Origin of the sequence: Thalassobaculum salexigens DSM 19539 (genome assembly GCF_000423805.1) — a bacterium.
Taxonomy (GTDB): domain Bacteria; phylum Pseudomonadota; class Alphaproteobacteria; order Thalassobaculales; family Thalassobaculaceae; genus Thalassobaculum; species Thalassobaculum litoreum.
The window spans coordinates 511,328-524,842 of sequence record NZ_KE384093.1; the positions used below are offsets into that span (position 1 = coordinate 511,328).

11 protein-coding genes are annotated in these 13,515 nt (G+C 69.4%); 9 read left to right on the forward strand and 2 right to left on the reverse strand.

From position 1 onward, the window contains the following. Positions 1-28: 28 nt before the first annotated feature. From G578_RS0106695 to G578_RS0106715, 5 genes are all read left to right on the forward strand, one after another. Positions 29-1,210 carry a YbfB/YjiJ family MFS transporter gene (locus tag G578_RS0106695; RefSeq protein ID WP_051244185.1) on the forward strand — a complete coding sequence of 394 codons (1,182 nt, stop codon included), beginning with the start codon at positions 29-31 and terminating at the stop codon, positions 1,208-1,210. 36 nt (positions 1,211-1,246) lie between these two features. After that, complete coding sequence (locus tag G578_RS0106700) at positions 1,247-2,278, forward strand: glycosyltransferase (RefSeq protein ID WP_028793576.1); 1,032 nt, start codon at positions 1,247-1,249, stop codon at positions 2,276-2,278. 78 nt (positions 2,279-2,356) lie between these two features. Next, the gene (locus G578_RS0106705) at positions 2,357-3,124 is read left to right on the forward strand and encodes a glycosyltransferase family 2 protein (protein WP_028793577.1); all 768 of its coding nucleotides are present in this window, start codon (positions 2,357-2,359) and stop codon (positions 3,122-3,124) included. Beyond that, the gene (locus G578_RS0106710; RefSeq protein ID WP_169400829.1) at positions 3,124-4,800 is read left to right on the forward strand and encodes an ArnT family glycosyltransferase; all 1,677 of its coding nucleotides are present in this window, start codon (positions 3,124-3,126) and stop codon (positions 4,798-4,800) included. The genes G578_RS0106705 and G578_RS0106710 overlap by 1 nt, the downstream gene beginning before the upstream one ends. 85 nt (positions 4,801-4,885) lie before the next feature. Then, the gene (locus G578_RS0106715; protein WP_028793579.1) at positions 4,886-6,109 is read left to right on the forward strand and encodes a CoA transferase; all 1,224 of its coding nucleotides are present in this window, start codon (positions 4,886-4,888) and stop codon (positions 6,107-6,109) included. A 67-nt stretch (positions 6,110-6,176) separates the two neighbouring features. Here the strand turns inward: G578_RS0106715 and G578_RS0106720 are convergent, their stop codons facing one another. Next, positions 6,177-7,241, reverse strand: coding sequence for a DmpA family aminopeptidase (locus G578_RS0106720; protein WP_028793580.1), 1,065 nt, complete (start codon positions 7,239-7,241; stop codon positions 6,177-6,179). 121 nt (positions 7,242-7,362) lie between these two features. Between G578_RS0106720 and G578_RS0106725 the strand changes: the two genes are divergently transcribed. Then, entirely contained in the window at positions 7,363-8,430 is a 1,068-nt protein-coding gene (locus G578_RS0106725; protein ID WP_028793581.1) for a zinc-binding metallopeptidase family protein, read from the forward strand. Positions 8,431-8,466: 36 nt separating this feature from the next. Here G578_RS0106725 and G578_RS0106730 read toward each other — a convergent pair whose 3' ends face one another. Then, complete coding sequence (locus G578_RS0106730) at positions 8,467-8,661, reverse strand: hypothetical protein (protein ID WP_028793582.1); 195 nt, start codon at positions 8,659-8,661, stop codon at positions 8,467-8,469. 406 nt (positions 8,662-9,067) lie between these two features. Between G578_RS0106730 and G578_RS0106735 the strand changes: the two genes are divergently transcribed. The 3 genes from G578_RS0106735 to G578_RS0106745 all read left to right on the forward strand — a co-directional run bounded on the left by G578_RS0106735 (position 9,068) and on the right by G578_RS0106745 (position 13,512). After that, the gene (locus G578_RS0106735; protein WP_245565572.1) at positions 9,068-10,630 is read left to right on the forward strand and encodes an acetolactate synthase large subunit; all 1,563 of its coding nucleotides are present in this window, start codon (positions 9,068-9,070) and stop codon (positions 10,628-10,630) included. Positions 10,631-10,879: 249 nt separating this feature from the next. Beyond that, entirely contained in the window at positions 10,880-12,016 is a 1,137-nt protein-coding gene (locus G578_RS0106740; RefSeq protein WP_028793584.1) for a hypothetical protein, read from the forward strand. A 125-nt stretch (positions 12,017-12,141) separates the two neighbouring features. Then, positions 12,142-13,512, forward strand: coding sequence for a pyridoxal-phosphate dependent enzyme (locus G578_RS0106745; RefSeq protein WP_028793585.1), 1,371 nt, complete (start codon positions 12,142-12,144; stop codon positions 13,510-13,512). The last annotated feature ends 3 nt before the right edge of the window (positions 13,513-13,515 follow it).

Sequence of the window (13,515 nt, forward strand, 5' to 3'; positions counted from 1 at the left end):
GACATCGGCGGACGCCTAGCGTGCGGGCATGAGCGAGACGATCACCCTGACCGAGACGCGCGAACGCATGCCCTGGCGGGCCGTGGCGGCCGGATGCGCCGCCATGCTGGTGGGCATCGGCCTGGCGCGCTTCGCCTATACGCCGCTGATCCCGGCGGTGGTGGACGCCGGTTGGTTCGCCCCGGCGGCGGCCCTGTATCTCGGCGCGGCGAACCTGCTGGGCTATCTGGCGGGAGCGATGGCGGGCAACCGGCTGTCGGGCCGGTTCGGCGCGGTGCCGGTGCTGCGCTGGTCGATGGCCGCATCGGCCGTCTCCCTGCTGGTCTGTGCCGAGCCGCTTGGCTTCCTGTGGGTCTTCGTGTGGCGTCTGGTGGCCGGGATCGCCGGCGGTGCCCTCATGGTTGTGGCCGCCCCGACGGCGCTGGCCCGGGTCCCCCAGGGACGGCGCGGGCTCGCCGGCGGGCTGATCTTCACCGGCGTCGGCCTCGGCATCGCGGTCTCCGGGACCCTGGTACCGATGCTGCTGCAGGTCGGATTGGCGCAGACCTGGCTGGCGCTGGGCGGGCTCTGCGCGGTGCTGACCGTCCTGGTCTGGCGCTGGTGGCCGCAGAGCGGCGCCCCGCGCCGGGTCGGCGGCGCGCGGGTCGCCACGGGCGGCGCGGTGATCGCGCTCCTGGCGGTCTACGGCCTGATCGCCGCCGGGCTGGTGCCGCATATGGTGCTGCTGGTGGATTTCGTGGTGCGCGGGCTGGAGCGCTCCTTCGCTTTGGGAGCGGCGGTCTGGATCGCGCTCGGCATCGGCGCCGTCTGCGGGCCGACCCTGGCCGGGCGCCTGGCCGACCGGATCGGATTCGCCGCCGGGCTGCGCCTCTATCTCGTGGTCGTGGGGCTGGCGGTCGTGGCTCTGGCGGTCGGCGCCGGCGAGATCGGCCTGTTCGTCTCCGCCGTGGTCGGTGGTGCGTCGATCCCGGGCGTGGTGCCGCTGGTGCTCGGCCGGGTGCATGACCTGGTTGAGGACCCCTCCGCCCGGCTCGGCACCTGGGGGCGGGCGACCATGGCCTTCGCGGTCGGACAGGCGGCCGGGGCCTACGGCTTCTCCGCCCTGTACGACCGGGTCGGCTCCTATCCGCTGATCTTCGCGCTGGCGGCCGGACTGATGGCGCTGGCCCTGGCGATCGACCTTGTGTGGGTGCGGCGCCCGACGCCATAGTGCGGCCCGACGCAAACATCCACGCGGACCGAGCCCGTGCGCATTCTCTCGATCCTCGCCGGTGCCGCCAATGGCGGGGCCGAGACCTTCTTCGTCACCCTGGCCAAGGCTCTTGCCGAGGCGGGGGAGGAGTCGCGCGCGGTGATCCGTCCGAACCCGCCGCGCCGGGCCGACTTGGAGGCGGGCGCCGTGCCGGTGTCCGAGGCGCCCTTCGGTTCCTGGCTCGACTTCCGAACGAAACCCGCCCTGCGCCGCGTGGTGGCCGAGTTCCGGCCCGAGGTGGTGCTGTCCTACATGAGCCGGGCCAGTTCGTTCATGCCCGACGGCGACCACGCCAAGGTCGCCCGCCTGGGCGGTTTCTATGACCTGAAGTATTTCCGCAACTGCGACCATCTGGCCTGCATCACCGAGGGCATCCGCCGCCATGTGATCCACCACGGCTGGCCGGCGGATCGCTGCAGCGTGATCGCCAATTTCGCCGAGCGCGACGACAGCCCGGCCGCCGACCGCGCCGCCCTGGGCGTGCCGGAGGGGGCGACCGTGGTCTTCACACCGTCGCGCCTGCACAAGGTGAAGGGCTTCGACGTGCTGATGCAGGCGGCGGTGGATCTTCCCAATGTCCATCTCTGGATCGCCGGGAGCGGGCCGGAGGAGGCGGCGCTGAAGGCGCTGGCCGGCGAGCTCGGCATCGCCGACCGGGTCAATTTCCTTGGCTGGCGGCGCGACACCGGCGCGTTCTTCCGGAGCTGCGACATCGTCGCCTTCCCCTCGCGCCACGAGCCGTTCGGTACGGTGACCCTGGAGGCCTGGGCCTATGGCAAACCGCTGGTGACCACCGACGCGGACGGGCCGGCGGAGTTCGTGCGCGACGGCGAGGACGGGCTGGTTGTCCCCAAAGGCGAGGCCGCTCCCCTGCGCGACGCCCTGCGCCGGGTGATGGAGGAACCGGGGCTGGCCGACCGGCTGGTCGCCTCCGGCACGGCGCGGCACGCGGCGGACTTCACACAGGCCGCCTGCGTCGCCAATTACAGGGCGCTGTTCCAGCGACTTCGCGGCGTGGGTGCCTGAGGCGCGGGGGCTTCGTCATCGCCTTGTCCCGGCGGATCTGCTAGGAGAGGCGCCGTAACCTGTCCTTGCGCCCGGCCGATGTCCGATACCCAGCCAGCCAGTTCCTCCCTGCCCGCGCTCAGCGTCATCGTTCCCGTCTGCGACGAGGCGGGCGCTATCGCAGCGTTGCTGCAGGAGATCCTCGACAAGGTCGGTGCCGCCTATCGGGTGGAAGTGGTCGTCGTCGATGACGGCAGCCGCGATGGCACCGACGGCATCGTCGCCGATCTGGCCGCCAGGGATCCCCGCATCACCCTGATCCGCCACAAGGCGCGCTCCGGCAAGAGTGCCGCCCTGCGTACCGGCGCGATGGCCGCGACCTCGCTGTGGATGGCGACGATCGACGGCGACGGCGAGAACGACCCCGCCGACGTGGTCGCCATGGCAGCGCAGATCGACGCCACGAGCGTCGGCAGGGTCGGGCTCGTCGCCGGCATCCGGCGGCGGCGTACGGCCGGCATCCGGCGGCTGATCGCCTCGCGCATCGGCAATGGGGTGCGTCGCTTCCTGCTGCGCGACGACTGCCCCGACACGGCCTGCGGGCTGAAGGTGCTGCCGCGCCCGCTGTTCCTGGCCTTCCCCTATTTCGACAGCCTGCACCGCTACATGCCGGCGCTGACCAGGCGCTACGGCTTTGAAACCGTGCATGTCTCCGTCGATGACCGGCCGCGCATGGCGGGGCGGTCGAAATACACCAATATCGGCCGCGCCCTGGTCGGGATCGTCGACCTGCTGGGCGTGGTCTGGCTCCTGCGCCGCACGACGGTCGGCGCCAATCCCGTTGCGGAAGCGGATCGCGCGCCATGATGCCCGATGTGCCCCAGGCACCGAATGCCCTGTCGCCTCGCCAATGGCTGCTGGTCCTGGTGATCGCGGTGGCGGCGCTGATGCCGGGGATCTTCCAGATTCCGGCGATGGACCGCGACGAGGCTCGCTACGCGCAGGCCTCGCGCCAGATGCTGGAAAGCGGCGACCTGGTCGATATCCGCTTCCAGGACGTGCCGCGCCATGTGAAGCCGGTCGGCACCTACTGGCTGCAGGCGGCCAGTGCACAGATCCTCGGCGGCGGGCCGCAGGCGGGGATCTGGACCTACCGCATGCCGTCCCTGCTGGCCGCCATCGGCATCGTCGCCATGACGGCCTGGCTGGCTGCCCGGCTCGGCGGGGCGACGGCGGGTGTCGCGGCCGGCATCGTCATGGCGCTGGCGCTGATCACCGGCGTGGAGGCGCGCACGGCGAAGACCGATGCGCTGCTGGTTGCGGCCATCCTGGCGGCGCAGATCGCCCTGCACCGCATCGCCACCCACCCGGACCGACCCGACGGCTTCTTCGGCGGCGGGCTGCGGTCGCCGGCGGCGTTCTGGCTGTTCCACGGTATCGGGCTGCTGATCAAGGGACCGATCATCACCCTGGTCGTCGGCACGACCATCGCCGCCTGGTGCCTGTGGAACCGCGATCGGGAGCTGCTGCGGCGGCTGTACTGGCTGCCGGGTGTGGCGCTGACCCTCGCCGTGGTCGCGCCCTGGGTGGTCGCGATCACCCTGAAGGTCGGCCCCGGCTTCCTGCAGGAAGCCATCGGTCATGCCCTGCTCGGCAAGGTCGCCCGGGGCGACGATTCCCACGGCGCGCCGCCGGGCTATCACAGCCTGTTCTTCCTGCTGGTGTTCTGGCCCGGGACCGCGCTGGCCGCGGGCGGCGCGATGCTGGCCTGGACCCGCCGGATCTCGCCGGATATCCGGTTCCTGATCTGCTGGATCGTGCCGACCTTCGTGGTGTTCGAGGCGGTGGCGACCAAGCTGCCGCACTACACCTTCCCCGCCTATCCGGCGATGGCCGTGCTGGCCGGACTGTTCCTGGCCGGCGGGACCGGTCTGATCGCCGGGGGCAAGGGCCGGATCGCCCAGCGGGTGCTGGGGGCGATCGCCGTGCTGGTGAGCCTCGCGGTCGCCGCGGTTCCGGTCGCCGCCAAGATCCATCTGACGGGTACCGTCACGCCGGCGACCATCGCCGCCACCGGCGTGGGCCTCGTGGTCGTGGTCCTGATGATCCGATTCCTGGCGGAGCTGTCGCTCGCGCGGCTGGTCCAACTCGCCGTCGGCGTCTGCGTCTTCTATGGCCTGACCTTCGCGGTGGTGGCGCCGTCGCTCGACCGCCTGTGGATCGCCCGGTCGCTGCAGCCGGTGATCGCGCGGGCGGGGAGCTGCGAGACCGGGCCGCTGGTGACCGCCGGCTTTTCCGAGCCGAGCATGGTGTTCGTCCACGGCACCGATATCCGCCTCAGTGATGCGACCGGCGCACTGGACATCCTGGCCGCCAACCCGATCTGCGCCGTCGCCGTGGTCGAGCGCCGGCAGCGGGACGATTTCCTGGCCGGCGTGGATGCCCTCGGCCTCAAGGTCGAGGCGATGGGGGAGGTGAGCGGGCTGAACTATTCCCGCGGCAGGGAGATCGACATCACGGTCTACCGGGTCGTCACCCAGTAGGCGGACCGTTGAGGTAATGACAGTGCGGCCGGTCGTTCCGTAAGGTCGGCGCTGTCCAGTCCCGTCCCCGATCCGGAGAGCTTCCGTGTACGACCTTCTCGACCGCCTCAGCATCGTCGAGGCATCCGCCTTCGTCGCCGCCCCGCTCGCCGCCATGACCCTGGCGCAGCTCGGAGCGGAGGTGATCCGGGTCGACATGATCGGCGGCGGGCTCGACTACAACCGCTGGCCGCTGTCGAAGGAGACCGGGCGCAGCCTGTACTGGGCCGGTCTGAACAAGGGCAAGAAGTCTGTGGCGGTGAACCTGCGCGACCCGCGCGGCCGCGAGCTGGTGCAGACCCTGGCGACCCGCCCGGGCGACGACGCCGGCATCCTGCTGACCAACTTCGCCGGCCTGCCCTGGCTGTCCCAGGAGGTGCTGGAGGAGAAGCGGGCCGATGCCATCTCCGTCGCGGTGAAGGGCAGCCCGGACGGCTCCCCCGCCGTCGACTACACGATCAACTGCGCCGTCGGTTATCCGCATCTCACGGGGCCGGATACAACGCCGGTGAACAACGTGCTGCCGGCCTGGGATGTGGGCTGCGGCCTGCACGCGGCGCTGGCCATCGTCGCCTCGGTCGACCGGCGTAAGCGGACCGGCAGGGGCGGCCGGGCCGAGGTGGCGCTCAGCGACGTCGCCATGGCCATGGTCGGCAACATGGGCCAGATCGGCGAGGTGCAGCGCAACGGCGTCGACCGCGGCCCGATCGGCAACGACCTCTACGGTGCCTTCGGCCGCGATTTCGGCACGTCGGACGGCCGCCGGGTGATGATCTCCGCCATCACCGTCAAGCAGTGGAAGGGCCTGTGCCGGGTCGCCGGGATCGAGCAGACGGTCGCCGGGCTGGAGAGCGCCCTGGGCGCCGACTTCACCGACGAGGGCCAGCGCTTTGAATGGCGCAAGGTGCTGTTCGCGCTGATCGAGAAGTGGTCGGGCGCCCACACCCTGGACGCGGTCGGCGCCGCGCTGACCGAGGCCGGCGTGACCTGGGGGCCGTATCAGACCGTCGGGCAGATGCTGGCCGACGACTGGCGGGCCTCGGAGAAGAACCCGCTGTTCCAGACGGTCACCCATCCGGAGGTGGGCGACGTGCTCACCCCCGGCTCGCCGATCGATTTCCGCAGCCTGGAGCGCCTCCCGGTCGCCCCCGCGCCGGCGCTGGGCCAGCACACCGACCAGGTTCTGGCCGAGGCGCTCGGCCTCGACAGCGGCGCCATCGGCAAGCTGCACGACGACGGGATCGTGGCGGGGCCGGTGCAGGGGGCCTAACGGACAATCCTGACCGTCATCCCGAAACAAGTTCGGGATGACGGATGGTGCTGGCGGGGCTGGAGGATCAGAGCGCCAGCAGATCCGCGAACTCGCTCAGCGCCCGCCGGGTGCGGCCCTGCTTGCCCACGCGCGGCCGGGCGGCGAGGAGGGCACTCAGGATCGCCTCCTCGCTCGCCTCGATGGTGGCGCGGAAGACCCGGTCGATCGCATCCTCGTGCAGGACGCTGCGGGTCATGACCTTGGTGTTTTTCGGCGCGTGCGGGATCGGCTCGGCGGTGGAGACGGCGAGCGCGATATCGCCGCTGCCGGAGCCGAGATGGGAGCCGGTGCGCACGATGCCCGCTCCCGCCCGGGTGGCGACGCGGCGGAGCTGACGGGCATCCAGCGGCGCGTCGGTGGCGATCAGGACGATGATCGAGCCCTTCTCCGCGTCCGCGGTTTCCGCCGCGATCCGTTCGGCGATGGCGGGCCCGACCGCCCGGCCGTCGATCCGCAGGTCCGCCAGCCGTCCCATGTTGCACAGGGTGAGCACGCCCAGCGTGTAGTCGCGCCTGCTGACCCGCACGACCCGCGACGCGCTGCCGATCCCGCCGGCCAGGCCGTAGCAGCTCATGCCCGTCCCCGCACCCACATTGCCCTGCTCGAACACCGGCGCCGCCGCGTCGAGGGCGGCGCGGACATGGCTCTCCTGCACGTGCAGGCCGCGGATGTCGTTCAGCCAGGCGCCGTCGTTGCATTCCATGACGACGGGGTTCACGGTGCCGGTCGTGTCGCCGATCTCGGGGGTGGTCGCCAGCATGTGGCGCACCAGCGCGGTCGCCGCGGTTCCGACCGACAGGGTGTTGGTCAGCACCACCGGCGTCTCCAGAGTGCCGAGCTCCTCCACCTGGACCAGGCCGATGCTCTTGCCGAAGCCGTTCAGCACATGGGCGGCGGCCGGCAGCTTGTCGCGGAAGGGATTGCCGTCGTGGAACCGGACGGCGGTCACGCCCGTCTGGGCCGCGCCGTCGGACAGCGTCACATGACCGACGGCGACGCCCGGCACGTCGGCGATGCTGTTGGCGGGACCGCTCGCCAGCTCGCCGATGCGGATGCCGAGGGAGCGGAGGGAGGTCGAATGCGGAGACATGCGGCGGCTTTCTTCGTGAGTAGGGCGGAACCGGCACGGCTCCGCCCCCATATATAACGGCCATAGGCATGATGTCCGCCCGCGCCGATGCGGAGGGCGGCCCGGATCAAGAAAGAAACCCATGAAACTCTTCGAGTGCCAGAACTGCGGCCATCTTCTGTATTTCGAGAACACCGCCTGCGTGCGGTGCGGCCACAGCCTGGGGTATCTGCCCGGTCAGGCGCAGCTCAGCGCCCTGCAGCCGGCGCCGGAGGCGGGGTTGTGGCAGGCGCTCGGCGACACCGACCACCTGTACCGGGCCTGCGCCAATGCCGAGCATGGCGCCTGCAACTGGATGGTACCGGCGGGGAACGGCGAGGCGTACTGCCGCGCCTGCCGGCTGAACCGGACCGTGCCGAACCTGGGCCATCCGGAGCGCCTGGAGCTCTGGCGGCCGCTGGAGGCGGCGAAGCGCCGGCTGATCTACAGCCTGTTGCGGCTCGGCCTGCCGGTGCAGAGCAAGGACGATGATCCGGACAAGGGTCTCGCCTTCGACTTCCTGGCGGCGGAGGATTCAGACGAGCCGGTCACGACCGGCCACGCGAACGGGGTCGTCACCATCGATCTCGCCGAGGCCGATCCGGTCGCGCGCGAGCAGATGCGCACAGAGATGACCGAGACGTACCGCACGCTGCTGGGGCATTTCCGCCACGAGATCGGGCATTACTACTGGGCGGACCTGGTGGCCGGCACGCAATGGCGGGAGCCCTGCCGCGCCCTGTTCGGGGACGAGCGTGCCGATTACGGCGAGTCGCTGCAGCGGCACTACGAGAACGGCCCGCCGGCCGACTGGCCGAACCGGTTCATCAGCGCCTATGCCACGGCCCATCCCTGGGAGGATTTCGCCGAAAGCTGGGCGCATTACCTTCACATCGTCGACACGCTGGAGACGGCGAAGGCCTTCGGCATGACGATCCGCGCGCGCGCCGGCACCGACCCGATCCTGGCGATGGAGGTCGAATTCGACCCGTATCGCACGGCGGATTTCGACGCTCTGGTGGGCGCGTGGGTGCCGCTGACGGCTGCGGTGAACAGCCTGAATGCCAGCATGGGCCAGCCGGACCTGTACCCGTTCGTGCTGGCCAACGATGTGATCGAGAAGCTGCGCTTCATCCACCGACTGGTCCGGGAGGACGCCGCGGTCGGATAGGGCTCCAGTTGGATGGGGCCTCAGTGGGAAGGAGCCTCAGAAACCCGCGCTGGAATGGGAGCTGATCGTGCCGCCTTCGCGCCAGGCGGCGGTTCCCTTGCAGCGCTTGCAGACGCGCTCGCCGGACCATTCGCTCAGGAATTCCTCCTGACACCGCAGACACGAGCGGGTCTGGGGCGGCGGGGCGACGGGGGCATCGAGCTGGTCGCTGGGGGCAGAAACGGAACTCATAGAGGGGTCCTCTCGTATTGAAGTCCTGCAAGAGTCGAACCGTCGGCTGCGAACGGGTTCGGCGGGTCTACGCGAGAAACTGAACGCAGACCGACCCGGCGCCGGTTGGCGTCAGGAGAAAGCAGTCTTCCGGATCGGCGATCCACGCGACCCGGAAATCAGATGTGCAGCCATCGTGATATGGGGAGAGATTAACAATTTACTATGCGACAATTTGGATGATCGAAAGTTTATTGCCCGACGGACCCGAAACAGGGTCGTCAAAGCCCTTGCCGGGGGGCCGGGAGGGTCGAGTTTCGGTGTCGCCCGAAACTGTTGTCGGGCACTGCGTCCGACCTCTTGCCCCGGTCGGTCTCGACGGCCATGATCGCCCCTCTTTATCGCCACCCGTCGAGGACGGAACTCAATGAACGGCCCCAAGATGAACGGCGCGGAATCGCTGGTCCGCACGCTGGTCGCATCCGGCGTGGAAGTCTGCTTCACCAACCCCGGCACCTCGGAGATGCATTTCGTCGCCGCCCTCGATCATGTGGAGGGCATGCGCTGCGTCCTCGGCCTGTTCGAAGGCGTGGTGACCGGCATGGCCGACGGGTATGCCCGCATGGCGGACAAGCCCGCCTCGACGCTGCTGCATCTGGGCCCGGGCCTCGGCAACGGCATCGCCAACCTGCACAACGCCAAGAAGGCGTTCACGCCGATCGTCAACATCGTCGGCGAGCACGCGACCTATCACATCAAGTATGACGCGCCGCTGACCTCCGATATCGAGGGCATCGCTCGTCCGGTCTCCGGCTGGGTGAAGACCTCGGGCTCGGCGAAGGACGTGGCGGCGGACGGTGCGGCGGCGGTTGCCGCCTCCATGGGCCCTCCGGGTCAGATCGCCACGCTGATCCTGCCGGCGAACACCGCCTGGGACGAGTCCGACGGCCCGGCCGCGCCGGTGGCGCCCGCCGCCCGCCCGGGTCCGGATGCCAACGCGGTGAAGGCCGCGGCCGAGGCGCTGATGTCCGGCAAGGAAACGCTGATCCACATGACCGGCGACGCCCTGCGCGCCGACCTGCTGGAGATCGCCGGACGCATTCAGACCAAGACGGGTTGCCGGCTGTCCTGCATGACCTCCAACGGCCGCTGGCAGCGCGGTGCCGGCCGGGTCGCGATCGAACGCATCCAGTACCCGGTCGACATCGCCCTCAAGCAGCTTGAGAGCGTGAAGAACCTGGTCCTGCTCGGCACCAAGGTGCCGGTGGCGTTCTTCGCCTATCCGGACAAGCCGAGCGTGCTGATTCCGGACGGCTGCAACGTGGTCGAGCTGGCCGGTATCGCGGATGACCATCGGGCGGTGCTGACGGCGCTCTGCGACGAGCTCGACGCCTGGGGCTGCGAGCCGAAGCTGCAGGAGGCGAAGAAGCCGGATCTGATCGCCGGCGGCGCCATCACCCCGGATTCGGTGGCGGCCGCGCTCGGCCGCTTCATGCCGGAGAACGCCATCATTGCCGATGAGAGCGTCACCTCGGGCCGCGGCTTCATGCCGTACACCCAGGGGTCGGCGCCGCATGACTGGCTGTCGCTCACGGGCGGCGCCATCGGCATCGGCATGCCCTATGCGACCGGTGCGGCGATCGCCTGTCCCGACCGCAAGGTGATCTGCACCGAGGGCGACGGGTCGGGCATGTACACGCTGCAGGCGCTCTGGACTCAGGCGCGCGAGGGCTGCGACGTGGTGAACGTGATTTTCGCCAACCGCTCCTACGCGATCCTGCGTCACGAGCTGACCAATGTCGGCGCGCTGAATCCGGGCCGCAAGGCGATCGACATGCTGACCCTCGACCGGCCGGCCCTGGATTGGGTGGCGCTGGCCAAGGGCATGGGCGTGGACGGCGTGCGGGTCGACGACGCCGACGGCTTCAACAAGGCGCTGGCCCGCGCGGTGGAAGAGCCGGGGCCGCACCTGATCGAAGCGGTGATGTAAAGAAGGCGGGCTCGGGCGGTCATCGCGGCGGCCCGGGCCCTTCCACACACCCCGGACGAGCCCCGGGGCTGCTCAGGGTGAGGTCGGATCGGGCCTCACCCTTTTCATTTCCGATGCCCAAAGAAACAACGCACTCCCCGGCCGTGTGCCGAGCCCCGCGGTTCCGGGAGACCTGTTGCCGCCAAATCTGGCGAAATGCCCTCAACCACGCTTATAGTCCTGATCCTTGCGTTGAAGGATAATCGCCGGATGCTGGATTCCTCCAAACTCGTCGACAGCGACAAGCTCGCCGCCTCCTATCTGGCGAGCGAGTTGAATTCCGGATCGACCCGCGTCTTCAACGTCGACCGCCTGCACCGGGCGATCATGGCGGAGGGGGCGCCGCGGGATGAGCACCTGTTCCGCCATGTCGAGCTGCACCGGATCATCTTCATCAAGCAGGCGCTGATCGACTCCGACTACCAGAAGGAGCGGCACAACCGGATCGGTACCAAGCTGTACTTCGCCTTCAACGAGGACAACGCCTTCGAGGGCGGCAAGTCGATCTTCGCCGGCGATCCGCAGTTCGACGACGCGATGGCGTTCCAGCTCGGCTTCGACCGCAGCCGCAAGATGGCCGACTACATCCGCGACCGCGACATCATCCAGATCCTGGACAGCCTGCCCTCCCTCGACCCGTTCCTGATGCGCGACCGGCTCGAGGCCGAGGGGCTGAGCCCGCATCCCGGCTATTTCGAGATCGAGGAGGAGGAGTGGCGGCAGATCCGCGAGCATGTCATGCGTCGCTTCCGCCCGATCGTCGAGTTCGCCTTCGGCGGTGCCGACGCCACCAAGACCCAGGCGCGGTTGCGCTCGCTGGTGCAGAAGATCTGGGAAGCCAAGGACATGGAGGGGCTGAAGCCGATCCTCGATGCCATGGAGCTCTCGACCGAGGAGGCGCCCAAGGCGCTGCATGCCTGGAAGGGCGTGATCTATTACGACTACCGCCTGTCCAAGCTGGAGGGCCGGGTCCGGGAACTGGCGACCTGGCTGACCCATTCGGCGACGCCGACGGACATGGTGCCCTCGGGCAACCGCAAGATCCTGGAGGAGATCCGCGACGGGGTGCGCCACAAGGTGCGCGACCGCTGGCAGCGGGCCCGCAGCCGGCTGCTGGAATACAACGACGCCTATACCGCCCTGTTCGTCGAAAAGCGCAGCCCCGGCCCGTTCATCGCCTTCCTCGGCCATGCCTCCGACGTGTTCAACGAGCTGGGCGACGAGCTGTCCCGGCTGGACCACGCCTCGGAGGTGCGCCGCTTCATCACCGACCGGCATTTCGGCGGCCGCCTGAAATACGACCCGCTGCACGACCTGCTGTCGCTGATCTACCGGATATTGGATTAGGTCAACCAGGCCGGCCCGGGCGCTGGTGATCCCCGGGAACGGTTCTCGCGCCCGGCAGGCGCTTTCGCCGGACCCCGGTCGCCCCCATATGGGCCGCGGAGAGAAACGCGGCTAGGGAGACCACAATGGCGCCCGCGACGTCGGTGCTGTCGATGATCGGCAACACCCCGATGCTGGAACTCACCCACCTGGACACCGGACCCTGCCGGCTGTTCGTCAAGCTGGAGAACCAGAACCCGGCCGGCTCGATCAAGGACCGGATCGGCCTGTCCATCGTCGAGGCGGCCGAACGCGACGGCTCCCTGAAGCCGGGTGGCACCATCGTCGAGGCGACCGCCGGCAATACCGGGCTCGGTCTCGCCCTGGTCGCCGCCCAGAAGGGCTACCGCCTGGTTCTGGTGATTCCCGACAAGATGAGCGCCGACAAGATCCGCCACCTGCGCGCGCTGGGGGCGGAGGTCCGGCTGACCCGCTCCGACGTCCCCAAGGGCCATCCGGAATACTACCAGGACATGGCGGAGCGGATCGTGAAGGAGACGCCGGGCGCCTTCTGGGCGAGCCAGTTCGACAATCCGGCCAATCCGGCGGCCCACGAGACCACCACCGGGCCGGAGATCTGGGCGCAGATGGACGGCCAGGTGGACGCGCTGGTCGCCGGGGTCGGGTCCGGCGGCACGATCTCCGGCGCCGGCCGGTTCCTGAAGGCAAAGAACCCGGCCCTGAAGGTCGTGGTGGCCGACCCGGAAGGCTCGGTCGTCGCCCCGGCGGTGGAGACCGGCGAGGTGAAATACGAGGGCGGCTCCTGGCTGGTGGAGGGGATCGGCGAGGATTTCATTCCGCCGAACCTGGACCTGTCCGTGATCGACGACGGCGTGGTGGTGAGCGACGCCGAGGCCTTCTCCGCGGTAAACGAGCTGCTGCGCAGCGAGGGCATCCTGGGCGGCAGCTCGACCGGCACCCTGCTGGCCGGCGCGCTGAAATGGTGCCGCCGCCAGACCGAGCCGAAGAACGTCGTCACCTTCGTTTGCGACACCGGCAACAAGTATCTGTCCAAGGCCTTCGACCGGACCTGGCTGGTGGAGCAGGGGCTGACGCCGCGGGAGGACAGCGGCGACCTGCGCGACCTGATCATGTACCGCGCCGACCAGGGCCGGGTGATTTCCGTCGGTCCCGAGGACACGGTGAACACCGCCTATAACCGCATGCGGGCCAACGAGGTCAGCCAGGTGCCGGTGATGCAGGACGGCCACCCCGTCGGCATTCTCGATGAGGAGGACATCCTGCTGGCGGTCTTCGACAAGCCGGAGGTGTTCCGCGAGCCGGTGTCCAAGCACATGACCGGACAGCTCGACGTGATCGCGGTCGACCGGCCGATCATCGAGGTGCTCGACCTGTTCCGGCGCAACGAGGTCGCGATGGTGATGGACGGGGACAGCTTCCTCGGCATGATCACGAAGGTCGACCTGATCAACCATATCCGCCGATCTGTCGGCTGACGA